This window comes from Salibacter sp. (assembly GCF_031581065.1).
In the GTDB taxonomy this organism is placed as follows: domain Bacteria; phylum Bacteroidota; class Bacteroidia; order Flavobacteriales_G; family Salibacteraceae; genus Salibacter.
This window is the reverse complement of record NZ_JAVLBN010000031.1, coordinates 1-25,677: the sequence shown is the minus strand read 5'-3', so window position 1 is coordinate 25,677 and position 25,677 is coordinate 1. Positions and strand designations below refer to the sequence as shown.

The 25,677-nt window shown below is 40.3% G+C and carries 25 protein-coding genes; 15 read left to right on the top strand and 10 right to left on the bottom strand.

Going from position 1 to position 25,677, the window contains the following annotated elements; all coding sequences use genetic code 11:
- The first annotated feature begins 701 nt into the window (after positions 1-701).
- The 3 genes from rpsA (at position 702) to RI557_RS08350 (ending at position 4,891) form a co-directional block, all read left to right on the top strand.
- Entirely contained in the window at positions 702-2,768 is a 2,067-nt protein-coding gene (rpsA, locus tag RI557_RS08360) for a 30S ribosomal protein S1 (protein WP_310683226.1), read from the top strand.
- A 121-nt stretch (positions 2,769-2,889) separates the two neighbouring features.
- Positions 2,890-4,032 carry a pirin family protein gene (locus tag RI557_RS08355; protein WP_310683224.1) on the top strand — a complete coding sequence of 381 codons (1,143 nt, stop codon included), beginning with the start codon at positions 2,890-2,892 and terminating at the stop codon, positions 4,030-4,032.
- Between the two features lie 208 nt (positions 4,033-4,240).
- Positions 4,241-4,891 (top strand): peroxiredoxin, encoded by a 651-nt coding sequence (locus tag RI557_RS08350; RefSeq protein WP_310683222.1) that lies wholly within the window; start codon positions 4,241-4,243, stop codon positions 4,889-4,891.
- Positions 4,892-4,932: 41 nt separating this feature from the next.
- Here RI557_RS08350 and RI557_RS08345 read toward each other — a convergent pair whose 3' ends face one another.
- Positions 4,933-5,910, bottom strand: a complete 978-nt coding sequence (locus tag RI557_RS08345) for an endonuclease/exonuclease/phosphatase family protein (protein ID WP_310683220.1) — start codon at positions 5,908-5,910, stop codon at positions 4,933-4,935.
- A gap of 45 nt (positions 5,911-5,955) precedes the next feature.
- Positions 5,956-6,375 carry a nucleoside-diphosphate kinase gene (locus RI557_RS08340; RefSeq protein WP_310683218.1) on the bottom strand — a complete coding sequence of 140 codons (420 nt, stop codon included), beginning with the start codon at positions 6,373-6,375 and terminating at the stop codon, positions 5,956-5,958.
- A 94-nt stretch (positions 6,376-6,469) separates the two neighbouring features.
- Between RI557_RS08340 and RI557_RS08335 the strand changes: the two genes are divergently transcribed.
- From RI557_RS08335 to RI557_RS08320, 4 genes are read left to right on the top strand one after another with little or no spacing between them, the layout of a single operon-like run.
- Complete coding sequence (locus RI557_RS08335) at positions 6,470-7,492, top strand: bifunctional oligoribonuclease/PAP phosphatase NrnA (RefSeq protein ID WP_310683216.1); 1,023 nt, start codon at positions 6,470-6,472, stop codon at positions 7,490-7,492.
- Positions 7,485-8,021 carry an FKBP-type peptidyl-prolyl cis-trans isomerase gene (locus RI557_RS08330; protein WP_310683214.1) on the top strand — a complete coding sequence of 179 codons (537 nt, stop codon included), beginning with the start codon at positions 7,485-7,487 and terminating at the stop codon, positions 8,019-8,021. Before RI557_RS08335 ends, RI557_RS08330 begins: the two co-directional genes overlap by 8 nt.
- Before the next feature lie 46 nt (positions 8,022-8,067).
- Positions 8,068-8,877, top strand: coding sequence for an FKBP-type peptidyl-prolyl cis-trans isomerase (locus RI557_RS08325; RefSeq protein ID WP_310683212.1), 810 nt, complete (start codon positions 8,068-8,070; stop codon positions 8,875-8,877).
- On the top strand, positions 8,843-9,700 hold the full coding sequence (locus tag RI557_RS08320) for an FKBP-type peptidyl-prolyl cis-trans isomerase (RefSeq protein ID WP_310667456.1): 858 nt from the start codon (positions 8,843-8,845) through the stop codon (positions 9,698-9,700). Before RI557_RS08325 ends, RI557_RS08320 begins: the two co-directional genes overlap by 35 nt.
- On the opposite strand, the gene RI557_RS08315 is transcribed toward RI557_RS08320, so the two are convergent.
- The 3 genes from RI557_RS08315 to dnaA form a co-directional block, all read right to left on the bottom strand.
- Complete coding sequence (locus RI557_RS08315) at positions 9,684-10,394, bottom strand: SAM-dependent methyltransferase (protein WP_310683209.1); 711 nt, start codon at positions 10,392-10,394, stop codon at positions 9,684-9,686. The two genes, RI557_RS08320 and RI557_RS08315, sit on opposite strands and share 17 nt — an antisense overlap.
- The gene (locus tag RI557_RS08310; protein WP_310683207.1) at positions 10,387-10,848 is read right to left on the bottom strand and encodes a low molecular weight protein-tyrosine-phosphatase; all 462 of its coding nucleotides are present in this window, start codon (positions 10,846-10,848) and stop codon (positions 10,387-10,389) included. The genes RI557_RS08315 and RI557_RS08310 overlap by 8 nt, the downstream gene beginning before the upstream one ends.
- Positions 10,849-11,027: 179 nt before the next feature.
- Positions 11,028-12,464, bottom strand: coding sequence for a chromosomal replication initiator protein DnaA (dnaA, locus tag RI557_RS08305; protein ID WP_310667459.1), 1,437 nt, complete (start codon positions 12,462-12,464; stop codon positions 11,028-11,030).
- A 449-nt stretch (positions 12,465-12,913) separates the two neighbouring features.
- Between dnaA and RI557_RS08300 the strand changes: the two genes are divergently transcribed.
- Entirely contained in the window at positions 12,914-13,318 is a 405-nt protein-coding gene (locus RI557_RS08300; protein WP_310667460.1) for a thioesterase family protein, read from the top strand.
- Here RI557_RS08300 and RI557_RS08295 read toward each other — a convergent pair.
- From RI557_RS08295 to ribD, 5 genes are read right to left on the bottom strand one after another with little or no spacing between them, the layout of a single operon-like run.
- On the bottom strand, positions 13,315-15,090 hold the full coding sequence (locus RI557_RS08295) for a T9SS type A sorting domain-containing protein (RefSeq protein WP_310683205.1): 1,776 nt from the start codon (positions 15,088-15,090) through the stop codon (positions 13,315-13,317). The genes RI557_RS08300 and RI557_RS08295 overlap by 4 nt on opposite strands.
- Complete coding sequence (locus tag RI557_RS08290; RefSeq protein ID WP_310683203.1) at positions 15,087-15,704, bottom strand: YigZ family protein; 618 nt, start codon at positions 15,702-15,704, stop codon at positions 15,087-15,089. Before RI557_RS08290 ends, RI557_RS08295 begins: the two co-directional genes overlap by 4 nt.
- Positions 15,697-16,548, bottom strand: coding sequence for an EamA family transporter (locus RI557_RS08285; protein ID WP_310683198.1), 852 nt, complete (start codon positions 16,546-16,548; stop codon positions 15,697-15,699). Before RI557_RS08285 ends, RI557_RS08290 begins: the two co-directional genes overlap by 8 nt.
- Positions 16,545-17,951, bottom strand: coding sequence for a tetratricopeptide repeat protein (locus RI557_RS08280; RefSeq protein ID WP_310683196.1), 1,407 nt, complete (start codon positions 17,949-17,951; stop codon positions 16,545-16,547). Before RI557_RS08280 ends, RI557_RS08285 begins: the two co-directional genes overlap by 4 nt.
- Entirely contained in the window at positions 17,941-18,978 is a 1,038-nt protein-coding gene (gene ribD / locus RI557_RS08275) for a bifunctional diaminohydroxyphosphoribosylaminopyrimidine deaminase/5-amino-6-(5-phosphoribosylamino)uracil reductase RibD (RefSeq protein WP_310683195.1), read from the bottom strand. The genes RI557_RS08280 and ribD overlap by 11 nt, the downstream gene beginning before the upstream one ends.
- Positions 18,979-19,467: 489 nt before the next feature.
- On the opposite strand from ribD, the gene RI557_RS08270 reads away from it, so the two are divergent.
- The 7 genes from RI557_RS08270 to RI557_RS08240 all read left to right on the top strand — a co-directional run.
- Entirely contained in the window at positions 19,468-19,887 is a 420-nt protein-coding gene (locus RI557_RS08270) for a hypothetical protein (RefSeq protein ID WP_310683193.1), read from the top strand.
- Between the two features lie 8 nt (positions 19,888-19,895).
- Entirely contained in the window at positions 19,896-20,420 is a 525-nt protein-coding gene (locus RI557_RS08265; RefSeq protein WP_310667467.1) for a hypothetical protein, read from the top strand.
- Positions 20,421-20,572: 152 nt separating this feature from the next.
- Entirely contained in the window at positions 20,573-21,439 is an 867-nt protein-coding gene (gene prmC, locus RI557_RS08260; protein ID WP_310683191.1) for a peptide chain release factor N(5)-glutamine methyltransferase, read from the top strand.
- The gene (ligA, locus tag RI557_RS08255) at positions 21,432-23,453 is read left to right on the top strand and encodes an NAD-dependent DNA ligase LigA (RefSeq protein WP_310683189.1); all 2,022 of its coding nucleotides are present in this window, start codon (positions 21,432-21,434) and stop codon (positions 23,451-23,453) included. Before prmC ends, ligA begins: the two co-directional genes overlap by 8 nt.
- Positions 23,450-24,010 carry a DUF6913 domain-containing protein gene (locus RI557_RS08250; protein WP_310683187.1) on the top strand — a complete coding sequence of 187 codons (561 nt, stop codon included), beginning with the start codon at positions 23,450-23,452 and terminating at the stop codon, positions 24,008-24,010. Before ligA ends, RI557_RS08250 begins: the two co-directional genes overlap by 4 nt.
- 4 nt (positions 24,011-24,014) lie before the next feature.
- Entirely contained in the window at positions 24,015-24,908 is an 894-nt protein-coding gene (dapA, locus tag RI557_RS08245; RefSeq protein WP_310683186.1) for a 4-hydroxy-tetrahydrodipicolinate synthase, read from the top strand.
- A gap of 419 nt (positions 24,909-25,327) precedes the next feature.
- Positions 25,328-25,677 (top strand): hypothetical protein (locus tag RI557_RS08240; RefSeq protein WP_310683184.1); only part of this gene is annotated, 350 nt, incomplete at its 3' end.

Genomic DNA, 25,677 nt, shown 5'->3' with positions numbered 1-25,677 from the left:
AGTTATGTGAATTCGGGGGGGTATCTAAAGACGTTATAAAATTCAAAATTCAGGTTATTGTTATGTTAAGCTACTTAAATCAGCAATATAACTTTTAACGAATAGCCTTTTAATACCGAAAAATGATAGATTTTTCGGTATTGATACACCCCCTTATCTTTTGTCCCCAAGACCTGACAGGTTTCCAAAACCTGTCAGGTCTACACGACACTAAGCTCCTTTAACAACTTAAACATTCATTAACCCCAAAAGCAAGATTAGAACGTTCTTGACCTAGGCCTTGACCTCAGCCTTGACTACTGACGCTTGCGGTCAGCACTATAAGCTCGTGACGCAAGGAATGAGGCCCCTAATAACTTAAACATTCAATAATCCCAAAAACAAGATTAGAACGTTCTTGACCTAGGCCTCGACCTCGACCTTCACTACTGACGCTTTCGGTCAGCACTTTCAGCATCTGACGCTTGCGGTCTGTGCCTCCAGCTTGACCTCAAACCTTTCGGTTCTGATCCAAAAAACTTTCATAAATGGAAAAAACACATAGCCTGATAGCATTAATTCTCAGTAACTTATTTTGCAACCGGATAAATAATCACTAATTTTGCGCCTCCTTTCCAAAAGGAAGGGGCTGTTTAATGCGGAAACAGCTGAAGTTAAATTACTTGCAGATACCGCAACTGCAATACAAATCGAGGCCATTCATGGCAGAAGAGAAAAAAGAAGCTGCTGAAAGCAAAGAAGCAGCAAAAAACGAAGCAGCACAGGAGTCTGCTTCTAAAACTCCTGAAACCAAAGCTGATTCTAAAGCTGAGGAAAAATCAACTGAAAAATCTGAGCCAAAGGCTGAAACAAAAACCGAAGCGAAAAAAGCTGAAAAGGTTGACGTAGATGCTGAAACGGAAAAATCAGAGCCCGAAGACAAAGGCGGCAACGCTAAAGCTTCTGGATCTGACAGTGAGCCGGTTGATTATGATAAGGTTGAACCATTAGACGATTTCGACTGGAGCAAACTCGGAAAGCAAAAAGAGATTTACTCTGAAGACGAAGTGACTGAGATGGATGAAGAGTACAGCAAAACGCTTACTTCTATCGCAGAACACGAAGTTGTTGATGGTACAATCGTTTCACTCGGTAAAAAAGAAGCTGTAATCAACATCGGTTACAAATCTGAAGGAATTGTTCAAACATCTGAATTCCGTTACAATCCTGATCTAAAGGTTGGTGACAAAGTAGATGTTTACGTTGAAAGTCTTGAAGACAAAGAAGGTCAGCTCGTTCTTTCTCATAAAAAAGCGCGTACACTTAGCGCATGGGAGAAAGTTAACAAAGCGAAAGAAAACGATGAAATCATCAAAGGATACGTTAAATGTCGTACTAAAGGTGGTCTTATCGCTGACGTATTTGGACTGGAAGCCTTCCTTCCCGGTTCTCAAATTGACGTGAAACCAATTCGCGACTACGACCAGTTTGTGAACAAGACAATGGACTTCAAGGTTGTGAAAATCAACCACGAATTCAAAAACGTTGTTGTATCACACAAAGCATTGATTGAAGCTGAGCTAGAGCAGCAAAAAGCTGAGATCATGACGAAACTCGAAAAAGGTCAGGTACTTGAAGGTACTGTGAAAAACATCACTTCTTACGGTGTGTTTATCGACCTTGGTGGAGTTGATGGTCTTATCCACATTACAGATCTTTCATGGGGTCGTATCAACCATCCTGAGGAAGTTGTGGAACTCGATCAAAAACTCAATGTTGTTATCCTTGACTTTGACGATTCGAAGAAACGCATTGCTCTTGGTCTAAAACAACTTCAGTCTCACCCATGGGACAACCTTAGTGAAGATCTCAATGTAGGCGATAAAGTAAAAGGTAAAGTTGTAGTACTTGCTGATTACGGTGCTTTCGTTGAAATACAACCAGGTGTTGAAGGTCTTATCCACGTTTCTGAAATGAGCTGGTCACAACACCTGCGCACTGCGCAAGACTTCTTTAAAGTTGGTGACGAAGTGGAAGCAGTTATCATGACACTCGACCGCGAAGAGCGCAAGATGTCGCTTTCAACTCGCAGACTCACTCCAGATCCATGGGAAAATATCGAAGAAAAATACCCGGTTGAATCCAAGCATAAAGGTAAAGTTACCAACCTTTCAAACTTTGGCGTGTTCGTTGAACTCGAAGAAGGTATTGATGGATTGGTACACATCTCTGACCTTTCATGGAGCAAGAAAATCAATCACCCAACGGAATTCTGTAAAGTTGGTGACGAGCTAGAAGTAGTTGTTCTCGAAATCGATAAGGACAACCGCAGGCTATCACTCGGTCACAAACAACTCGAAGAAAACCCATGGGATGTATTTGAAACTGTCTTCACTGAAGGATCAGTTCACCAGGGTACAGTGATTTCTAAGAATGACAAAGGTTTCATCGTTTCACTTCCTTACGGAGTTGAAGGATTCTGCCCAACACGTCACGCTAATAAAGAAGACGGTGGCAAAGTCAACATCGATGATACTTTGGATTTCGAAATTCTGGAATTCAACAAAGAAGCGAAGAAAATTATCATTTCACATGGTAAACTTCACGATGATGTTGATGAGAGTAAAGCTAGTGGTGGAGGTGGAGCCAAGAAGAAGCCTGCTGCTAAGAAAGCTACTCGCCAGCAAATCAAGTCTCATAATGACAAAGGAGAAAGAACCACTCTTGGTGATCTCGATGCATTGAGTGATTTGAAAAATAAAATGGAAAAAGGCGATGACGATAAATAGTTAGTCGCTCTTCTATAAATTTTGAAACCGCTCCAGTTTTTGGAGCGGTTTTTTTATGCCTAAAAAATTACATGTATAAACAAATAATTACTAAATTTGGTTATATCAAAAACAGAATGATATGAGTGCCAAAAATGACAGGAGAAGCTTTTTGAGTAAACTCACGGTCGGAACCACAGCCGTTCTAACGTGGCCGTTTTCAGGAGTGACTCGTTCTGGAATTGTAAACGATCAAAAATCAGTAGATGTGAATCCAATAAAAAACATTAAACCACTCGGATTTAACTGGGAAACACCCAATCCGTTTCTCTTTTGCGTACACCACGATGATCAATTTCCACAGGGAAATGAAAATATGGGCCCCGATAAAGAATTACTCAAAGGAAGAGATATCGGGAATGATTTCATTATCAAAGATGGATTCCGAATGTATCACGGGACAAAAGTGCCGGGTTTTCCGGGGCACCCGCACCGCGGTTTTGAAACTATCACACTCGTCCGTGAGGGATTAATCGACCATGCCGACTCTCTAGGTGCTGCCGGTCGTTACGGATTTGGTGATGTTCAGTGGATGACAGCCGGAGAAGGTGTGCAACACTCTGAGATGTTCCCACTAATCAATGAAGAAAAAGAAAATCCACTCGAATTATTCCAAATTTGGCTCAATTTGCCGCGCAAAAGCAAAATGGTGAAGCCACACTTCAAAATGATGTGGAAAGAAGATCAGTCTAAATACTCAGCTCGTGATGAAAATGGCAACAAGATTAAAGCTGAAGTCATAGCTGGTAAATTAGGTGATGTAGAAGCTCCGGCACCACCTCCAGATTCATGGGCCGCAGATAAAAATAATCACGTTGGAGTTTGGAACATCGTTCTCAATCCAAATGCAAAATGGACTTTACCTAAAGCTCCAAAAGGCGTTAACCGCACCGTTTACTTTTATGTAGGTAAAAGCATCACAGTAGCAGGAAAAGAGGTTCCGCGCTATCACTCAATCGAGGTTGAGCCTGATGTTGATTTACCAATTATCAATCACGATCACGTATCTCGTGTTCTTGTTTTACAAGGCCGCCCAATCGATGAGCCGGTTATCCAGTATGGACCGTTTGTGATGAATTCTAAAGAAGAAATCCAGCAAGCATTCAAGGATTACCAACAAACACAGTTTGGGGGATGGCCATGGCCTCGTAGAGATCAGGTTCATGATCGCAATGAAGGAAGATTTGCTATTCATGCTGATGGCAGAAAAGAAGTAAAGGGTTAATGGTCAGAGCCAATTGAAACTTTTGGATAACAATCTATTTGTTAAGGCTTAGGATCGTAAAAGCCAGCTATAACTTTTCATAATACTACTATAATTTTAATTGTTTTGTATTCAGTTTCTTAGGTGACTTTAGTTACGGTGTAGGATGCTGTTGTTAGCGAAATTTGTATTCAGATAATTAATAATAAACCAATTAAATATTACGATTATGGAAGATACAAATGAAATTCACAGCATGCCAAGAATTGGCGACATCGCTCCAGACTTTGAAGCGAGTACAACTTTCGGAAATCTCAAATTATCAGATTACGGAAAAGATAGTTGGGTGATTCTTTTCTCACACCCTGCAGATTTTACTCCGGTTTGTACAACTGAGATGAGTGGTTTTGCAGAAGAAAAGAAATGGTTTGATGACCACAATACTAAACTGATGGGCTTGAGTATTGATTCTATCCACTCTCATGTAGCCTGGGTGAACAATGTGAAAAAGAATACAGGTGTACTTTTTGATTTCCCAATCATTGCAGATCTCGACATGAAAGTTTCAAAAATGTATGGAATGCTTCAACCGGGAGAGAGTGAAACGTCAGCCGTTAGAGCAGTATTCTTCATCGACCCAAAACAGAAAATTAGATTGATCATGTATTACCCGCTCAATGTTGGTAGAAACATGGATGAGATTAAGCGGTCTTTGGAAGCACTTCAAACTTCTGACGAGCACGGTGTAGCTTTGCCTTTGAACTGGAAAAAGAACGATAAAGTAATTGTTCCGCCACCAAAGACAGTTCAGGAAATGACTGAAAGAGAAAACAGTGATCTCGAAATGGTAGATTTCTACCTGGCAAAAAAATCACTTTAATCAACTGATATTTAAAGGGGCTCTGACCAGAGCCTCTTTTTTTATAAACTTTTCACTTCAAAATCAGCGATCACGGGCAAGTGATCACTCACGATTCGCATTCTGCCTGGCTCAAAAGGCTTGTAGATCTTTGCAGAATTATCGATCAAAGATTTTTCCATGCTGCTGTTATAAAGGATGTAATCCAATCTTCTTTCTGGTTGATCAGATGGATGCGAGTAAACAGAATCACCTAACGGATCAAAAAGCTGTGTGCGTTTTGTTCCCTGTTTGAGCAGCTCCAATTCTTTACTGTCTGGATAGGCGTTAAAATCACCTAGAACAACAAGGTTTTCGCGTTTGTTGATTTTTGTCAACTGTTTCATCTGGTAGTTCAAAAAATCAATTTGACCAGTACGAGTAGCGATATCGCGATTATCTCTCCCGGCTTTTAGGTGCAGGCCGGTAATCACGACCGATTTCCTCTGGGTGGGCCAAACGCGGCAACTCCACATTCGCGTGTTGATGTTGATCTGTGTTTCTTTGCGTTCTTTCCCTTTTTCGTCAACGTACTCAACCGGAGTGTAAACATTACCGTAGCCGTACATTACACCCAGCGGCACTTTACTCATGATTACAACATTCATGTACCAGCCCAGGCTTTCATAATCGGCAAAGAATTGATAACCGTGATCCTGATCGAGTTCACCCATCAATTTTTCGAGATACTGGGCACTTTCAAATTCCTGTAGTACCACAACATCTGCATCTGACTTTAGAATAGCTTCAATGAACAGCGCTTTCTTCTCAGGTGCAACAGAAGCATTATTCTCTTTGTAGGCATCAGTATAAGGAGAATCGTATTCATCCACGAAATGCTCCACATTCCAGGTCATAATTCGTAGTTCATCACCAACAGGATTTTCATAATCCATAGGCAAAGCAGCCTGATTTGGTAACATTTCAATTTGTGAGCAACTCAGCAACGAACCGAGTACAAAAAGAACCAACAACCTGAGGGAAAGTGAAGACAATTTCATCAGAAAATAGAAATTAAAAAGGCAGCCTAGAGCTGCCCCTGAGATTTAGAATTTTTCGAAACGTGAAAAGAAGAAGCTTCCTTCAATCTGTGCGTTTTCATCACTGTCAGAACCGTGAACCGCGTTCTCAGCTTTTGACGTAGCGTATTTTTTACGGATAGTTCCTTCAGCAGCTTCACCTGGATCAGTTGCACCGATCAACTCACGGAAGTCAGCTACAGCATTATCTTTTTCCAAAATTGCAGCTACGATAGGACCTGAACACATGTACTCAACTAACTCACCGTAAAATGGACGCTCTTTGTGTACTGCGTAAAATTCACCAGCCTGGTCTTTGTTCAATTGCGTTTTTTTGAGCGCAACAATTCTAAAACCGGCCTCATTAATCATCTGTAAAATGTTTCCAATATGCCCTGCTTTTACTGCTTCGGGCTTGATCATTGTAAATGTGGTTGTACCAGCCATTGTTAATAATTTTCTTGTTCAATTTCGCTGCAAAAGTAGCATTATTGTTACTATTAACCTTTCCTTTGTTTTATCTAATTTTAAAATAAAAATTTTGACAGAAGGCGATTATTTACATTTACACGATATACTCAACAAACCGCAAAAAATTGCGATTACCATGCACAAGAGTCCTGACGGTGATGCCGTTGGATCTGCTCTCGGTTTGTTTCACTACCTCAAGCTTATCGGTCAGCAGGATGTTACAATCGTAGCTCCTGATCCGTATCCTAATTTCTTGAACTGGCTGCCAGGAAGTGATGAAATCATGGTTTACACTGAGCAGGAAGAAGAAGCAAAATCTGCACTCAAAAAGGCAGAATACATCTTCAGTCTCGACTACAACAATCTCAAGCGTACCGGGGATCTGACCGATATACTCGTAGATAGCGATGCTTGTTTCATCATGGTTGATCATCACCAGGAGCCAGATGAATTTGCTGAGTTTGTGTTGAGTAAAACGAGTGCCTCCTCAACGGCCGAATTGATTTACGAACTCATCAAGAATCTCGAATTCGATCAAAAGCTGACGCTCAATTCTGCCCAGGCTCTTTATACAGGTATTTTGACTGATACGGGCGGATTTAGATTTAATTCCACATCTGCCATAACGCATCGTATTGCTGCTGAATTTATTGAGTTGGGGCTTAAACCACACGTTGTTTACGATCGTGTTTTTGATCAAAACAAGTTGTCAAAGCTCAGGTTAATGGGATATGTTCTCAACGATAAGCTCAAAGTAGTTGAAGAAAACGCTGCTTACTTTGCTCTGTCACAGGATGAATTGAGAGCTTATGACTATCAAAAAGGTGATACTGAAGGACTCGTAAACTACGGGCTAAGCATTAAAGGTGTAGTTTTTTCAACTTTCATGCGTGAGAGCAGTGAAGGATTTATCAAAATTTCTTTCAGATCCAAAGGCGACTTTGATGTGAACAAGTTTGCTCGCGAACACTTTGAGGGTGGAGGTCACATCAACGCAGCAGGAGGTAAGAGCGATCTTTCATTGCAGGAAACTATCGATAAACTGGAAGCGTTAATCAAAGAAGTTAAACTGGAACTGTCTCAAAATGCGTAGCTTCATCTTTTTGTTCATTCTATCAGTAATTTTCAGTTGTAACTCCAATTCAAAGTCATCTGAAAATAAGTTGGTCAATGCCGATAAAAAGGACTTTACCAAAGAAGAACTGATGGAGATCAACCGCGAACGCGAGTTGGTTGAGTTCAAGCTGATTGAAAAATACATCGAGCGAAGAGGATGGAAGATGGAAAGATCAGGATCCGGTCTGTTTTATTCTGTTTATGATTCGGCTTCAACTCCCGGTCCACAGGCTACAGTAAAGAGAGTAGCAACAATTGAATACGTTGTTTCATTACTCAACGGAGATACCGTTTATACCAGCAAAGAGGACGGCTTAAAAGAGTTTGTCATAGGTATGGATCACGTTGAAAACGGATTGCATGAAGGTATTACTTACATGCGGGTTGGTGACAGGGCACGTTTTATTATTCCGCCTCGTTTGGCTCATGGTTTGGCCGGTGACAGAAAGAAAATTCCAATGCACTCATCAATTGTTTACGATGTTAAACTGGTTTCGCTTAAATAGTTTAATCATTATTGTTCTGCTTACTTTCAGTTGCCAAAAGCATGAAATGGAAGGCAGCTCAATAACAGCGAGCGGACTCGAATACAAGATTCATTCATTTTCTGACAGTCGTGACTCAGCACAGGATAACCAGTGGATCGGAATTCGATTCAAAGCCGAAACACTCAATGGCAAAGTCATTCAGAACCCGGACTCAATGACCGTAATTCCATATCAAACTTATGTGGATACCGGAATCATGGAAGCTTTATCGTTACTGTATCTTGGCGATAGCGCCAGCTTTGTGATGCCGGGCCGCAGGTTGAGACCGCTCGATATTTCGTCAAAGGCCTCAAAAGTGAAATTGACATTGAGCTTCAAAGAAATTTTTTCTCCTGAAGAATACCAGTTCTCTAAGCTGTATCCGGGAGTTTTACAATTAATTCCTGACTCAAACCAGCAGCGCTTTATTTCAATGGTCAGATCCAGGTCTATAGCTGACTATTCTTCAATAAGCGGAATTCACGCTTTTTGGCTGAAGGAAAACAAACAAGCAAAAAGAGCGATTGCCGGTAAACGAGTTGTTGTTGATTACGAAGGATTTACAACAGGTGAGAAGCTTTTTGATAGCACAGTAAAACGATCAGAGCCTTTTGATTTTGAGTTGGGACAACAGGGGCAAGTCCTCCGCGGAATTGAAATTCTCCTTCAACAAATGCGTGAAGGTGAAGAAGTATTGGCAGTGATTCCACCAGAACTTGCTTTTCAAAACGGCTCAAGTGATGGAACTATTCCGCCAAATACCGTTGTGATGTACAATGTGAAATTGCGAAAAGTGATTGATGATGAAACAGCAGACGCTACTACTTCTCTTTAGTTTCTTATTCCTTTTAGGATGTAATAACAGCCAGACTAACACAAACGATTCAGGCAATGAAAACGGAGGTGAGCCAGGTAAGGGCTCTGACCGTGATACTGAATACACTGTTATCGATAGTTCTGGATTGATGTATAAAACGCTGGAGAAAGGAACCGGAGAAAGAATTGATTCGGGAGATGTTGTGATTTTTCATTACAAAGGAAGGCCGCAAAATGATGATCGCTTTTTCAGTAATACTTTTCAGTCTGGCAGTCCATCACAAATGGAGGTTGGCCAGGTTCAAATGGTTGACGGGATGAACCGGTTTTTTCCTCATTCCAGAGAAGGAGGAAGGTATATTTTGAAAGTTCCTTCGCATCTCGGTTTTGGTGATAAAATCGTCATGCGTGTTCCGTCAAATTCAGATTTACACTACGAAATTCAGGTATTGGGTAAAAAGAAATCGGTTGAGCCACTCGATACTAGCGGAGTTGAAAAATCGGTTACAAATTCTGGTATTGAAATTTATAAAGTTCACTCAGGGAACGGAGCCAAACCAAATCCCGGTGATCTGATCAAGATTCATTACAACGGTTATTTCAAAAGTGGACTCAAATTCGATTCGTCATTTGACCGTGACAAACCATTGGTGTTTAATCTGGGGCAGGGACAGGTTGTTCGCGGACTGGATGAAGTGGTTTCTATGATGCGAGAAGGAGATCAATGGAGAGTTGTAATTCCTTCTTATCTCGGTTACGGAGAGCAGGGAAAGGGTGTTGTGGGCCCTAACAAAGACCTGATTTTTGACGTGAAACTGATTGATTTTAAGAAGCCTGAATAAGAAAAACAGCAGGCTGTTTGCTGAAATCTGGTGTTTTATTTTTCCATTCTGAGGCAGTTTTGGTCATAATCTTTTCCTGATCAGTCGTGATGTTAGCCGCTACACAAATATGAGTCCTGGGACTGCATGTTTCTACGATACTTTTTATCATTTGATTGTTTCTGTACGGAGTTTCGATGAAAATTTGTGTTTGATGATGCCTGCTGCTTAGTCGCTCCAGCTCAAGTAACTTTTGCTTTCTGTCTTTTTCATCGCGGGGCAGATAACCGTGAAAAGTAAAGGATTGACCGTTGAGTCCGCTCGCCATCAAAGCCAGTAGGATAGAGGAGGGGCCAACGAAAGGAACCACTTTGATCTTATTTTCATGAGCCATTTTCACGAGCAAACTTCCGGGATCAGCAACTGCCGGAGCTCCGGCTTCAGAGAGCATTCCCACATCTTTACCCATTAAAAGTTCCTGTAAAATTTCCAGAACATCATCTTCACTCGATTTTTTGTTGAGAATGAAAAATGAAGTGCTGTCAATATCGCGATCTCTGTTGACTTTTTTGAGAAACCTGCGAGCTGTTTTAACCTTTTCAACCGCAAAGCAATTTAATTCGTCAATTTTGGTCAGAACCTCACCCGGTAGGGACGTCTCCAATTTTCCCGGTCCAAGGGTAGTTGGGATGAGAAAGAGTGAGCCTTTATTCATCCTCAATTCTTTTTAATAGATTATCTGATGCGGCATCAAGCAACTTGAAAACATGCTCAAATCCATCTTCATGACCAAAATATGGATCGGGAACACTGAGGTTTTCACCGTTGATCTCAGACAAGAACAACTTGACTTTTTCGCGCTCTGACCGATCTTGTGCCTGAGCTATGATGTCGTTGTAATTATTCTCATCCATCGCAAAGATTTCATCGTACTCCTCAAAGTCTGAAGGGATGAATTGTCTGCCGCGTAAATCGCTGATATTATATCCGTAACTTTTCATTTTCTCCTGAGCCCGATTATCAGGTGATTCATCAACGTGAAAATTACTGGTTCCGGCACTTTCAACTTCTAAGACAATACCGCGCTTTTCAGCTTTGTCGCGGAGTAGTCCGTGAGCCATGGGAGAGCGGCAAATATTACCTAAACAAACAACGAGAATCTTCTTCATAGGGCGAAAATAAAAGGGGGTGTATCAAAAGGTGCTTTCAGATCAAAAAAGCCAGTGACCAAAGAATAGTAATTAATATTTTTCAGTCACTAACATTTTTCAAAAGCCTTTTAAAACCGAAAACGGAAAGTTTTCGGTTTTGATACATCCCCTTATCCAATAACAATGCAGCAATTAAATTACTGTATAGATATTTTCTTTTCAAGATCGTCAATGTAGTTTCTAAAGCGCTTATCAGTGTCAATGAGGTTGTTAACTGTTTTACAGGCGTGTAATACAGTTGCGTGATCTTTTCCACCACAGTGAGCTCCAATATTCGCCAATGATGATTTGGTCATTTGCTTGGCAAAGAACATCGCAATTTGGCGTGCCTGAACAACTTCACGTTTGCGGGTTTTAGATTTCAATAGTTCAATTGGAAGGTTGAAATAGTCGCACACAACTTTTTGTATGTAATCGATTGAAACTTCTCTTGCTGTATTTTTCACAAACTTATCAATCATCTCTTTGGCTAAATCGAGCGTGATCGATTTTTTATTGAGTGACGATTGTGCGATGAGTGAAATAAGTGCACCTTCAAGTTCACGAATATTGCTGGTAATGCTATATGCAAGGTATTCAACAACTTCGTTTGGAAGCTCTATGCCTTCAGTGTACATCTTCTTTTGGAGGATGGCAATTCGTGTTTCGAGTGACGGAACCTGAAGATCAGCGCTCAATCCCCATTTAAAACGCGATAACAGACGTTGCTCAATGCCCTGCATCTCAACCGGAGGCTTGTCAGCTGTTAACACCAACTGTTTACCGGTTTGGTGCAAGTGGTTGAAAATATGGAAGAAAACATCTTGTGTCTTCTCCTTTCCGGCAAAAAACTGCACATCATCGATGATGAGAACATCAATCATTTGGTAGAAATGCACAAAATCGTTTTGTGTGTTATTCCTCACCGAGTCGATGAACTGCTGTGTGAATTTCTCTGAAGATACGTAAAGAACGGTTTTGTTGGGATGATTATTCTTAATCTCGATCCCAATAGCGTGTGCCAAATGTGTTTTACCCAAGCCAACGCCTCCATAAGTAAGTAATGGATTGAAAGCAGTTCCTCCTGGCTTGCTCGCTACTGCATAGCCTGCACTTCTTGCCAAACGGTTGCATTCACCTTCTACAAAATTCTCAAAAGAATAGTTAGGATTGAGTTGTGATTCCACAACAACTTTTTTCAATCCCGGTATAATGAATGGGTTTTTGATTCCCTTGTTTCCACCAACTTCATAAGGCATAGAAACAGAAGGGTTTTTCACGGCACTCTTGTTTGTTGTGGGAACTTTTACTGACAACGATTTGCTGTTGTTCTTGTAATTGTTCTCCATGATAATAGAGTACTCGAGTGAACCATTTGGTCCCAGTTCCTTTTTAATGGTCTTTTTGAGAAGAGTAATATAGTGCTCTTCCAGCCATTCATAAAAAAACTGACTTGGAACTTGTATTGTTAACGTGCTCCCTTTTTGATTGAGAGGCTTGATTGGCTCGAACCATGTTTTAAAGCTCTGGTGACTCACATTATCCTTGATTATAGATAAGCAGTTCTTCCAGACCTCTTCGTGTGGTTTACTCATTACGCTAACAGTTATAAATTATTAAATCATTTAACTAAAAACATCAATGGGAATTTGTTAACGTCTCGCCTGACAGTTTAGGGTAGGTAAAGACTTTTATTCCAATGATGCAAGACAAAAATTTTAAGAAAAAAGTGAAAAAAAAAACCAAATGTGGGTTGTAATTCAAGTTTTTTTTACTCCCTGTTTTGCCTCTCAATTTAAAGAAAAAAACGAGACTAAAAAAGGTTTAGAGCTTAGAGTTCACGCGGATTTTTGATATTTTTCCTTTTCTTATCAACGCTTCCTTTGATGATCAGTAGATTGGTGACTTTCATTTTTTATTAAAAAAAATAATTTCTTTTTTGGAACTCAATATTCTAATTTAGTTTTTGAGTATTTTCGTTGAAAAATACAGTAATTATGTGGAAAATTTTATTCCACGACTAAATGTTAATAAATCATTTTATATGTTTAAATACACATATAAGTTGAGGGTCCGATATGCTGATACTGATCGTATGGGTTACGTCTATTACGGCAATTATGCTACTTATTTTGAAGTTGCCAGAGTGGAGATGTTGAGGAGTTTGGGCATCTCATATCGAGATCTTGAAGATTCTGGTGTGATGCTTCCAGTGTTGGAATATCAAACAAAATTCTTCAAACCTGCTTTTTATGATGAAAACATCACGATTAAAGTTGAAGTACGTGAAATACCTTCCTTGCGAATTACTTTTCACTACAAAGCTTACAACGAAAAAGGAGAGCAGCTAAACGATGCCTTTACAACGCTTGTTTTTGTAGATGTTAAATCCGGAAAGCCTACAAAGCCGCCTGCAGAACTGATCTCGAAATTCAAGCCTCACTTTTAAGGAACCACGATTTTTTGAACTCTTGTGGTATTATCGGTTTTTAATTCTATGATGTAAAGTCCGCTTGAGGAGAGTTTGTCAGCTGCAAGTCGGTAATGGTCAGATCCCGGCTCTGACCGAAAAACCAACTTGCCTAAGGTATTGTAAACCGAAACAGATTGGAGAGATCTGGAAGCGTAAACCTCTAAAGCGCTCTTTTGATATGTAAACCCGTAAGTGTTTTTTATTTTGATAAAGGAGTTTTGGTGGGCTTCTTCAACATCTGCTATAATTCCGGACGGACGAGGAACTTGCGATTCCTGAATGAATCCGCGGTCTAAAAGAATGTGAGAAATGACGGGGTAATTTGCTCCGCCAGTTAAGTTGCTATCGGCCTGAATGAAAAGATGAGCTGCTTGCCTCATCGTCATTCCCGATTGGTAGTTGCGAATACTCTCGAACAGAATTTTGTGCGTTAAATCCCGATTTAGATTTGCCTCAATATGAACCAATGCTGAACTCCACAACTCTGCATTTTGGTAAAAACTACCCGTTAACGCCTGTGGATATGGATCATTACGCCAGGCTACGCGACCATCCCAAAATTGATTGTGGCCGTCCCAGTTGAAAACTTCGCTGTACAAATGATTGGTGTAGGTCTTTGAATATGAAACAGCTGTATAATCGCAAACTCCTTCATCAAGCGCTCTTCGCTCGCCACCCGAGTTTGTGAAAGGAGCCAAAGCGTGTGAAATAGCATGTGTGTATTCGTGCACGATTACGTCAGCATCTTCGCCATCATCTACTCCTCCTTCGCCAAATGTGAGTTGTGGCGGATTCGTAAAGTTGTCAAAAGCAGATTGATCATCACCATTAAATCCATGCGCATCAACAGGGATTGAGTAATTCATCTCAGAACCGTAACCCAGAGCGTCTATATAATGCCAAAAATTTGAAATGTGGTAGAGAATATTAGCGTCTTCAAATCCTGATTGATCTCTGGTATAATCAAAGTTTGGAACGGTAGAGGTTACCGGAGCAACATTAGGCAAACTGTGTTCGCGGATTCTCACATAGTCGTTTTGGAGAAAATACGTTCCGGTATCGAGTGTAACTTCAACAGAGTCGAATTGTATTTCGGCTTCTAATGCGGAGTTGTTAGCGTCATTGTTGTCGAGGAAAGGCGATTGTGAGTAAGAAGAACCTGAGCTGGAAATTGGATCGGGAGCGTAGTGACTGCATCTGGCTTTAACATTTTGTCCGGAGAAAGCTCCCCACGGTCTTTTAATCAGTTTACCGCCATCGAGTTTTGTGACAGATTCGTAGTGCATTCCGCCAGCATCTTCAGTTGTTTCGGTCAGAGCCGGAATCATCTCTCTACCATCAAAAAACCAAACGTCAAATGGCTGGCCCGGAGTAGGTTTAGCATTCCATTTTTTGGGCATTGAAAACCCGATGAAGACTTTATTTGGTACTCGTCTTAAACGCTGTACAAAAAGCTGAGACTTATATACTGGTTTGTTTTGATAAGCAATACCATAACGCGTAATAGTTCCGGTTTTTGAAGATTTCTCACTGATCTCTTTTAGCGAGATTTCATTTGAAATATGTTCAGGGAGTAATTTCGAGGTTGCTTCTTGAGCTAAATATTCAGTAGATGCATCGCTTACTTCCTCACTCAAATAAAAATATTGGGAATGGTTACCTGTGTAGGTGTTGTGCTGTGGAGCTTTTTGTCCCACAGTATAGCCTGCAAGGAGAAATGAGAAGAGAAGAGTGACCAAAAATTTCATTGTACTGTTTTAATAAATGTAGGTTCGCTCAGTTGTTTGGCGGTTAGTTGCGCGAGTAGTTGCTCGCTGTTTGTGGTTCTGACCGCAAATGTCATACTCACTGAACTGCCAAAATCCTGATTGACAATTCTAACGTTTTGCTGCTCTAATATACGATTTAACAGACTAATGTTTTCGTAACTTTCTGTAATGCTGTAATAATGCTCGATATAGCGTTTTTCAACGGTGTTATTTTCGAGAGCTTCACGGGCGGCTGTTTTGTAGGCGTTGATCAATCCGGAAACTCCCAGTTTTGTGCCTCCGTAATAACGGACAACTGCTACTAGAGTATTTGTGACCTCAAATGAGCGAATTTGATTGAGTATTGGAGTTCCGGCTGAGTTGGACGGTTCTCCGTCATCATTTGCTCTGATTTGTGGTTGTTTCACGCCAATGATGTGAGCGAAACATACGTGTCGGGCATTGTGATGTTCTTTCCACAAGGCATCAATCTTTTCTTTTACTTCTTCAACATTTTCAACCGGAATAGCATATCCCAGGAACTTACTGCCTTTTTCTTTGTAAAAGCCCTCAATTTGTTTTGTTATGGTAAGGTATGTGTCCTGCTCATCCATGATTTAAAAATCCTAAAATTGCAATGCTCGCTATTGCGAAGAGTATTCCAAAAATATTGAGCAATGATAACTTTTCTTTGAAAAAAGAGGCTGACACAAAGGTAGAACACAATACGATTGAGAGATTGTTGATGGGGAATATGGCACTTGCCCCCAGGATATCAGCATTAAGCGTTTTGAGAATAAAGTAAATACTGCCAAAGTTTACGGTTCCCAGCACCAATCCGCCAATTAGCGCTTTATTTTGGAGTTTTTCGCGTTTGTATAGAATAGCTATTGCTCCTAAAATTCCGGCAGCTAAAAAGATAAACGAGGTGAAAATCCCTTCATATTCTCTCACTAATTTAAAGGCTGCATAGTTCAAAATTGTGTCGATGAGCCCGCTGCCCAGGAAGACGATAATCGGAAACAACCCGATGTACTTACTGCTGTCTTTCCCTTTCTTTTTGTTTGTGAGGTATAGACTGACGATAGCGAGCAAAATCCCGATAATCTTCCATGAATTTACGGGCTCTGAATAGAGGGATATGGCAACTACTGTGGGGATAACGACTGCCATTTTATTGGCCACACTTCCCACACTTATGCCGTATTCCTGAGTGGTTCTTACCATGAAATAAAAAATGGTGATAAACAGGATGCCCATTGCTCCGCTCGTGATTAGGTTATCTGGCTTAGCAGTGAATTCAGGAACATCTTTAAAAAATAGTCCGAGCCCTAGCAAACCGGCAACCCAGTAGTTGATGGCTACAGCCTGAAAGTTGTTGATGCGTGCCAGGCCAATCCATCTAAATATCACGAATAAAAGGGTGGAAGAGGCTATGGAAAGTATTAAATAGATCATTTATTCTCGCTTTTACGAACGGCAAAAGTGTAGAAAAGAACGGAGGTCAATGTGACGATAACAAGTTGAAGAAAGAAGTTTATGTTACTTTCTAAGCCTGTGTTAAAATAGTATTGTACCAGATGGTAAATTATTCCTGAAAAACTGAATATGGTGAGAAACCAGGTTACTTTTTTAATAAGGAGTGGTAGAAAGTTCTTTTTAAATTTAAATGTAATGATGTTGATAATCAAAAAGAAAACGAACGAGATGGAATAGATCCAAAAACCGAATTTGAAATTGCTTTTTTGTTTTTCTTCTAAGGCCTGTTTTTTTATTTCAGCTTCTGTCCGCTCCTGAATTTCAGCTATTTTAACGCCATCGTTAACTAGGTCAAGACTGTCGCGAAGTTGAACACTTCTCCTGTAATGTTCGAGAGCTTTTTTGTAATTACCCTTTGAAGAGTAGTACTTTGTAAAGATTTTTAGATAATCATACTCCAGATCTGGGTAATCGATTTCTCTCGTTAGTTCAAGTCCGTTTGAGCCGTATTTGAATGCTGAATCCAATTCACCCTTATGGTGATATAGATCAAATAAATTCAATAATCCAACGGCTTTACTTTCCACATCCATTACAGAGTCAAACTGGTTCAATGCTTTTTTTGTATAGTAAAGCCCCAGATCATAATCGCCCTTTTCAGCATAGAGATTTCCAATATTAATATAGCTTTGAACAACTCCATTTGATCTGTTTAGTCTTCTCTCTAATTCGAGTGATTTCATCAGGTACTCCGCAGCTGTGTCATACTTGCCCAATTTTTGATAACTAAGAGCCAGGTTGTTGTAAGAACTACAAATTCCAAATGTGTCTTTGTCAGTAATGTTGAGTAAGAGTCCTTTTTTGGCTGTTTCAACTGCCTTTTCGTATTTACCCTGAATGCGGTATATTTCACATAAGTTTGAGTAGTTAGCGCCTGCTGAAGAAAGATAATCCAGCTCCTGATTAATTTTAAGAGCATTCATGAAACAACTGATCGCTTTGCCGTAATCAGTTTTCTTTTTGTAAATTATGCCCATCAGGTTGTAAGTTAGAGCAGCGTTGCTCTTATCATCATGTCTTACTTGGATTTCAAGTGCGCGATCAGCGAGTTGCAAGGCTGAATCGAGTTCACCGGCATAGAGCATTTTAACTGCTTTGTAGCGCCAGCCCTGGCTAACTCCCGAATGATAGCCAATCGCTTTAGCATCCTTCATTATTTTATTGACCTCAGTATCAAATGAATCAGGATGTGATGACATGTAGTCCCAAATGTCGTAAAGCCGCTGATCTATTTCTTTGAAAAGGGTGGAGTCAGAGTTCTGACCAAAACTTAAACTGCTGACGACTAATGACATGAAAATAAAGCAAAACCTAATTTTCATAGTATTCAATTAAGTCATTACCAATTGTAAAGCGGTTTTTAAAGGGGAAGTTAAAAGTTGGTGCTTTTACTCCTTCGGTCAGAACCAATGGCGAGCTATACAGCCATGCATTGTCCCAGAGATTTCGATCGATGAAGCTCTGCAAAAGCATCGATCCACCTTCAACAAAAAGTGACTGAACCTGTAATTCATGCAAGTCGTGGAGCAAAGAAGGAATTAAATCGTTATCGAACGATCGTTTCTTGAAAACCACTTCACCTTCAATATGATTCTCCTGTGCATTGAAAACGACAGTTGGTTTGCCATCAGTAAAAAGCTTGAGATCTTTTGGCAACATCGCATTGCGATCTAGCGTGATACGAACCGGATCATTTCCGTTCCAGTACCGCGTGTTCAGTGATGGATTATCCAACCATGCAGTTCGTGTTCCTACCATGATAGCTGCATGCCTGCTACGCATCTTGTGAGTTAAAATAGCGGTATGCTGACCTGAAATTGCCTTAGCACTTTTCTCACTCGAAATGCGGTGGTGATCGATAAATCCATCTGCACTTTTAGCCCATTTCAGTGTAATGAAAGGACGTTTTTTCGTGTGAAAAGTGATGAAAGGTCTGTTCAGCTGAAGGGCTCCGCGTTCTAGTACTCCCGTTTTTACCTCAATTCCGTTTTTTCTCAATCGCTCGAGCCCTTTACCCGCAACAGCTTTGTGCGGATCCTGCATCGCAACCACAACACGTTTAATCTTTTTTTCTACTATCAGATCACTGCAGGGCGGTGTTTTACCGTGGTGCGAACAAGGTTCTAAATTAACATAGAGAGTAGACTCAGGAAGTAGAGACTGATCCTCCACCGAGTTGATCGCATTTACTTCGGCATGTGGTTCACCGGCTTTTTTGTGGAATCCCTCACCAATTATTTTTCCATCATGAACAATCACACATCCAACCATTGGGTTAGGAGCTGTAAATCCGTTGGCTAAATTCGCCAATTCCAAACAACGCTGCATGTACTGTTCATCAATGTTCATCGAGTGTCCACTATTTTATTTTGATCGGTCAAATGTATCGATTTTTATAAGTTCGATAATTCTCACAAAGTCAAAATCAATAAGAACGTGTAGTTACAAGGCAAGTATTTGAAGGATATTAGCTATCGCGATAAAAATAACACAGTAAATAATGTGAACTCAGGTTATAACAAAACTTTTATCACTTATTAGCTCAACCAATCAAGGAAAACCAATGACGCAACCATTACAAACCCCTATTTCAAAAGATGGAATACGGGTTTTGTTAAAAAGGGGGCTGTTTAGTTCTAATAGCTGATTTCTTTTATCGAATACTACTGGTTAAGTAAATAATCTTATCAAAGCACATAAGTGTGAAAGTTCTATTTTAAGCAGGAAATTTTGGATTGTCATTTTATTTTTTAATAGATTCGAGAAACGATTATCTAATATGCGCATAAACAGATAGTTGTATTCGAATTTAATTGTTAACTACTAAAATGTATTCTTATGAAACGTTTAATAATATTGTTTTTTTCTGTTTTTATTTCTTTTTCAACTTTTGCATCTACTGAATGGATGTATTGCAATGGAAGAGGATTGGCTGTTATTTTTCAAACTGATGATAATGGCGATCCCATTGCTAATTCATATCATGCTGCAGGTGCATGTGCTGGAGGCCCCTGGGTTGTTAGACTACAAATAGCTCCTCCGCAAGGCGGCTGTGATTTGGTTATATGCGATGAATATGCAACAAGCCAAATCAATGAGAATTTGGTACCGGGAGAAGTAGCCACCCCTAGTGAGGATGATTTGGATGAGATTGACTCCATTCTTGAGTCTAATGAGAGCTTTTCCACAGTTTACTTAAATCCAGATGACCTGGATCCAGATATTTATCAATTTTTAAAGGATTATATAGCTGAATGAAAAATTTAATGAAAGCATCCCTCTATGTAGGGATGCTTATTGTTCTAGTTTCGTGTTCCTTAATAAGGAATAAGGCATCTCAAAATTCGGCTCAAAAGGATATCCAGTTGTATGTTTACCATAATGGAAATGATACGCTCATAAAGGATACGAATGGTTATAATGAACTTCTACCTTTCTTAAAAGAGCATGGACTAGAATGGCCTGTAAATTGGGTGCCGGCTCCGGGGAGCAGTAGATATACTTATTATCAGTTTGTGAACCGGGATAGTGTTTATCGTGCATATTCCTTTTTTTTAGATTCAACAATATTGCAAAAACACATTTCTCTAAAACGCATAAGCTCCGATGGCCACAAGTTAATGAGACAGGATGGGTTTTACCGTTCTATTGAATCTATTGCAAATAAAAATAAAGGTTACATTGAGTATGATTTCAGATTTAGAAATGACTCAGTCGAAGTTGAAATAGAACATCCACTAATTAACTCATATAGAAACAGCTACACTGCTTACCCATTCAAAGAACATTGAACACTTGTTTGCACTATAACCAATGCTTTGCTTCTTCCTGTGGAACTTTTGAGGAAACTCTTTAAAGATTTTGACTATTTCTCAGGTTCCACTTGGTGAGTAGTCATTATGAAAAGCGATAATAATCGAACCAGGTTATTAACTTCGCGGTCGTGGAAATACCCGAAAATACAATAAAAGCCGTTAGTGAGTATATTCAACTTAAACTTTCTGCTCATTTCACTAGTGGAGAGATTGATTTCATCACCAAAGAAGCTATGCGTAAGTTTCTTGAGTTGGCGCCTCACGAAATGCGGTTGAACCTCTCGCAAAGGCTTTCTGAATCGGAGTTGTTGAAGTTCATCTACCTTGTTAAAGACCTCAAAAAAGACATTCCACTACAATACATTTTAGGTGAAGCGCATTTTTACGATCTCGATTTTGAAGTTGATGAAAATGTGCTCATTCCGCGACCAGAGACGGAAGAATTAGTCCACCTGATTTTAAACCGTTTTGGTCAGAACCATTATAGCTTGCTCGATGTGGGAACCGGCAGCGGTTGTATTGCTGTATCGCTAAAAGTCAATCGGCCAGAGTGGAATGTTGCGGCAATTGATAAAAGTCCCGGAGCAATAAATGTTGCAAAACGAAATGCCGGCAGATTGGATGCTGCGATCGATTTCGAGGTAGCGGGGATTGAGGATTACGGCTCTGACCGTGAATTTGACATTGTAGTGAGTAATCCGCCTTATATCGATTCAAATGAAAGAGAATCACTCGATAAAAATGTGGTTGATCACGAACCACACCTCGCATTGTTTGCTCCAGAAAATAAACCACTCTATTTTTACGATCTCATAGCTGATAAAGCCAAAAAACTTTTGCGAAAAGGAGGTCTTATTTTTTTTGAAACGCATTATCAATACGGAGATGAAGTAGTGAAAATGCTAGAAGGAAAAGGCTATGAAAAAGTTGAGTTGATAGAAGATTTAAGTGGAAATCCGCGAATTGTGGCGGCTGAATACCATCAAAATGGCTGATAAAAAAGACATTGAAGAAAAGATAAAAGCGCTTCGCAAAGAGCTACAGCGCTACAACCATGAATACTACATAAAGAATGATCCTTCGATCAGTGATCAGGAGTTCGACATGAAAATGAAGGAACTCGAAAAGCTGGAGGAGGAAAATCCTGAGTTTGACGATCCCAATTCTCCAACAAAGCGAGTTGGCGGAGACATCACAAAGGAGTTCAATACGATTGAGCACGATTACCCGATGCAATCGCTCAGTAACTCTTATTCAAAAGATGAAATTGTCGATTTCATCAAGCGTACGGCAAAGAACATTGAAGGAGAAACTGAGTTTGTTTGTGAGTTGAAATACGATGGTGTTGCAATCGGGATTAAATACCGGGATGGAAAGTTTTACCAGGCTGTCACTCGGGGAGACGGACAAAAAGGCGATGATGTATCGAACAATGTGCGCACGATTAAAACTGTTCCGCTTGTTCTGACTGATGGCGATTACCCTGATTCATTTGAGATTAGAGGTGAAATCATGTTGCGCAAACCGCAATTTGAAAAACTCAATAAAAACCTGATCGACAAAGGCGAAAAGCCCTATGCAAATCCGCGAAACACAGCTTCCGGTTCGTTGAAATTGCAGGATAGCAGTGAGGTTGCTAAACGCGGACTCGATTGCTTTTTGTACGGTATCTACTCAGAACATGAAGTAGCTGATGAACATTTTGCTTCAGTGGAAAAAGCCGGTGAATGGGGTTTTCAAATTCCAAACCCTAGTGATCACAGAATCCAGAAATGTAAGAACATCGATGAAATTATGGATTTCATCAATTACTGGGAGGAAAAACGCCTCGGACTCGATTTTGAGATTGACGGAGTTGTCATAAAAGTCAACAATTACGAGCAACAACGAGAACTGGGAAGCACGGCTAAGTCGCCACGTTGGGCAATCGCTTACAAGTACAAAGCCGAGCAGGTGCAAACAAAGCTGAACAGCATTTCTTTCCAGGTAGGTCGCACAGGAGCTGTAACACCAATTGCTAATTTGGAACCGGTTCAGCTTGCCGGAACAACCGTAAAACGCGCTTCACTTCACAATGCTGATATCATCAAAAAGCTGGATGTGCGAGAAGGTGACCAGGTTTACGTGGAAAAAGGAGGAGAGATCATTCCAAAAATCGTGGGCGTCAACAAAACGGAGCGATCAAATGACAGTGAACCTTTTGCGTACATCACTGAATGTCCCGAGTGCGGGACTGAATTGATTCGTAAGGAAGGAGAGGCGCTTCACTTTTGCCCCAATGAAGCAGGATGTCCGCCACAGATCATTGGTAAAATGCAGCACTTTATCAGTCGGAACGCGATGGACATTGACGGGATAGGCGAAGAGACAATCGTTCAGCTTCACGATGCAGGCTTGATCAATAACATGGCTGATCTCTATGAGCTCAAAAAGGAAGATGTACTGCCACTTGAACGGATGGCAGAAAAGAGTGCTGTAAACCTGATCAACGGCATACAGGAAAGTAAGCAACAACCGTTTGAGCGTGTTTTATTCGGGTTGGGAATTCGCTACGTGGGAGCCACAGTTGCAAAGACACTTGCCAAAGCAATGAAATCGATGGAAAATTTGAAAAAAGCATCGGTTGAAGAATTAGAATCTATTCCCGAAATTGGAACTGTCATTGCCAAAAGCGTTCACGATTATTTTGAAAATGAAGATCACGTTGAAATAGTAAATCGCCTGAAGGATCATGGTTTGAGCATGGAGCTGAGCGAAGAGGAACTCGCTTCATCATCTGATAAATTAGTTGGTAAAAAGTTTGTGATTTCAGGAGTATTTGAAAAACATTCGCGCAGCGAACTCAAAAAGATGATCGAGGACAATGGTGGTAAAAACACGGGCTCAATTTCCGGCAGTACTGATTACCTCATTGCAGGAGATAACATGGGACCGGCTAAACTCGAAAAAGCTGAGAAGCTCGGTGTCCCGATCATCAGTGAGACGGACTTTTTAGATATTTTAAAATGATACTTGGAAAACTGAGGAACAGACTTGGAAAATACATGCTCGGCACGCTTCCGGCTCTGACCGAGAAAAGAAGGAAAAACATCAATCTCGATGAGGTTCAAAGTTGTTTGTTGCTGGGGTTCATTGAGAGCCAGCAGGATTATGACGACTTAAAATGGTATTACAGCAAGTTAAAATCTGATTACGGTATTTTTGATGTGGATGCCGTTTTTTACATCGATATAAAGGAAAAAAAATTACCGCAATACCTGGAAAATGAATCGAAGATTGTGATTCTTAACAGGAATGATACAAACTTTTACGGCAAGCCGAATGATGAAAAAGTTGCAAATTTGAAGCAGGAATACGATTTGGTAATCATGCCTTCTCGTAACCCGGCCATACCGCTGCTTTTCGTCAATAAATCGATTAGTGCAAATACACGATCTGCTCGAAACGCATCGTGGTCAGAACCGTATTTCGACCTCTTGCTATCGATTCGTGAAGACGAAACCGCGCGTTACTTTGCCGAACAACTGGAGCGCTTTTTAAGAATGATAAACAAGAAAACAGCTTAGCATTATGGATAAATTCAATGGAGTAGGCGTAGCGATTGTCACGCCATTCAAGCAAGATACAAGCATCGATTACAAAGGATTTGAAAAACTGATTGAGCACCTTATCACGGGCGGAGTTGACTATCTCGTTGTTCAGGGAACGACAGGTGAAGCTGCTACACTCAACCGCGAGCAAAAGAATAACTCGCTCGATTTTGTGATCGAAACGGTGAATAACAGAGTTCCGGTTGTGTATGGACACGGAGGAAACAATACCGCTGCAGTCATCGAACAGCTTGAAGATATCGACTCACTGGCTAAAGTTGATGCTTTGTTATCAGCTAGTCCGGCTTATGTTAAGCCTAACCAGGAAGGAATTTACCGTCATTTTGAAGCTGTGGCTAAAGCAACTGACAAGCAGATTATTCTGTACAATGTTCCGGGGAGAACTGGTTCAAACATGGCTGCTTCAACAACTCTCAGTTTGGCACGTGAATTCAGCAACATTGTTGGAATAAAAGAAGCGAGCGGAGATCTTGCTCAAATGACACAACTCATCAAAAACAGGCCAGAGAACTTTAAAGTGATCTCAGGAGATGATGATTTAGTACTCCCTCAAATGGCTATTGGTGCCGATGGTGTGATTAGCGTTATCGCTAACGCGTTTCCAAAACGTTTTAAATCGTTGATCGAAGCCGGTAAATCAGGCGACCTGGAAACTGCGAGAAAGTATCACTACCAACTTTGCGATATTATTCCATTGCTTTTCAAAGAAGGCAGCCCGAGCGGAATAAAAGCTGTGCTCGAAATGCTGGGAATTTGTGAAAGCACTGTAAGACTTCCTGTTGCACCAATCAGCAAAGAATTACGCGATGAACTATATCGCACGATCGGGAATGCAGGAATCAGTCTTGATTAACTTTTTTCTTGTAGTGAACACGAGAGCATAAGTTCGTGGAACTGACACGTCATTTCATTCATTGTGGAACAGGGAGGCCTGTGTTTAAAAGATACTGATATTAATGTTATACCTGATTAAACCGATGTTTTTCTGTTGATTATCAACTTTTAAATAGTACGTTTTTCCCTTTATAAAAAGCCTGTATAACATTTTCTGTTTTTTTGAGAGACTACAAAAGTCAAATCCAACTTAAGTTGTTAACTTAATGTTAAAAATAAGTTTTTTTAACAAAAACCTCATGTGCGGCTATTTTAGGCTGTATAAGGGAAAGAGTGCTATTGTATAAAAATTCACATGCACCTTATTATCGTAAAGTGTTGATTTGTATTGTCGTTTTCGTAACTTTACAAAAGATTTAACCCCAAAACACACACCTTATGAAAAAGATTGGTCTTTTAATCATTGTACTTTTTTCAATTCTTGTAAATACTGTTAATGCTCAGGTAAATGATAGCATAACGGCTAATGTCAATAGTCAACTCCGCCACATGTTTGGCCAGTTGAATCCTCCTTATAATTCAACTCACTTATTTGATATGTCTGCCAGGATGACTCCAGACTGGCGATGGGATCATTACACAGATAGCACGATTCATCTCAATGAATGGTGGGGAATGTATGAGGAGTTATACTATATGGCTTATGATACTACTACTCACACTGAAACAGAAACACTATTCGAAGAACTCAATAAAGTGAAATATGATACGGTTCCCATTTTAGCAAT

Excerpts from the sequence above, each read along its gene's own strand:
- rpsA (WP_310683226.1), top strand. The coding sequence starts at position 702 with ATGGCAGAAGAGAAAAAAGAAGCTGCTGAAAGCAAAGAAGCAGCAAAA.
- RI557_RS08355 (WP_310683224.1), top strand. The coding sequence starts at position 2,890 with ATGAGTGCCAAAAATGACAGGAGAAGCTTTTTGAGTAAACTCACGGTC.
- RI557_RS08350 (WP_310683222.1), top strand. The coding sequence starts at position 4,241 with ATGGAAGATACAAATGAAATTCACAGCATGCCAAGAATTGGCGACATC.
- RI557_RS08345 (WP_310683220.1), bottom strand. The coding sequence starts at position 5,910 with ATGAAATTGTCTTCACTTTCCCTCAGGTTGTTGGTTCTTTTTGTACTC.
- RI557_RS08340 (WP_310683218.1), bottom strand. The coding sequence starts at position 6,375 with ATGGCTGGTACAACCACATTTACAATGATCAAGCCCGAAGCAGTAAAA.
- RI557_RS08330 (WP_310683214.1), top strand. The coding sequence starts at position 7,485 with ATGCGTAGCTTCATCTTTTTGTTCATTCTATCAGTAATTTTCAGTTGT.
- RI557_RS08325 (WP_310683212.1), top strand. The coding sequence starts at position 8,068 with ATGGAAGGCAGCTCAATAACAGCGAGCGGACTCGAATACAAGATTCAT.
- RI557_RS08320 (WP_310667456.1), top strand. The coding sequence starts at position 8,843 with ATGATGAAACAGCAGACGCTACTACTTCTCTTTAGTTTCTTATTCCTT.
- RI557_RS08315 (WP_310683209.1), bottom strand. The coding sequence starts at position 10,394 with ATGAATAAAGGCTCACTCTTTCTCATCCCAACTACCCTTGGACCGGGA.
- RI557_RS08310 (WP_310683207.1), bottom strand. The coding sequence starts at position 10,848 with ATGAAGAAGATTCTCGTTGTTTGTTTAGGTAATATTTGCCGCTCTCCC.
- dnaA (WP_310667459.1), bottom strand. The coding sequence starts at position 12,464 with ATGAGTAAACCACACGAAGAGGTCTGGAAGAACTGCTTATCTATAATC.
- RI557_RS08300 (WP_310667460.1), top strand. The coding sequence starts at position 12,914 with ATGTTTAAATACACATATAAGTTGAGGGTCCGATATGCTGATACTGAT.
- RI557_RS08295 (WP_310683205.1), bottom strand. The coding sequence starts at position 15,090 with ATGAAATTTTTGGTCACTCTTCTCTTCTCATTTCTCCTTGCAGGCTAT.
- RI557_RS08290 (WP_310683203.1), bottom strand. The coding sequence starts at position 15,704 with ATGGATGAGCAGGACACATACCTTACCATAACAAAACAAATTGAGGGC.
- RI557_RS08285 (WP_310683198.1), bottom strand. The coding sequence starts at position 16,548 with ATGATCTATTTAATACTTTCCATAGCCTCTTCCACCCTTTTATTCGTG.
- RI557_RS08280 (WP_310683196.1), bottom strand. The coding sequence starts at position 17,951 with ATGAAAATTAGGTTTTGCTTTATTTTCATGTCATTAGTCGTCAGCAGT.
- ribD (WP_310683195.1), bottom strand. The coding sequence starts at position 18,978 with ATGAACATTGATGAACAGTACATGCAGCGTTGTTTGGAATTGGCGAAT.
- RI557_RS08270 (WP_310683193.1), top strand. The coding sequence starts at position 19,468 with ATGAAACGTTTAATAATATTGTTTTTTTCTGTTTTTATTTCTTTTTCA.
- RI557_RS08265 (WP_310667467.1), top strand. The coding sequence starts at position 19,896 with ATGAAAGCATCCCTCTATGTAGGGATGCTTATTGTTCTAGTTTCGTGT.
- ligA (WP_310683189.1), top strand. The coding sequence starts at position 21,432 with ATGGCTGATAAAAAAGACATTGAAGAAAAGATAAAAGCGCTTCGCAAA.
- RI557_RS08250 (WP_310683187.1), top strand. The coding sequence starts at position 23,450 with ATGATACTTGGAAAACTGAGGAACAGACTTGGAAAATACATGCTCGGC.
- dapA (WP_310683186.1), top strand. The coding sequence starts at position 24,015 with ATGGATAAATTCAATGGAGTAGGCGTAGCGATTGTCACGCCATTCAAG.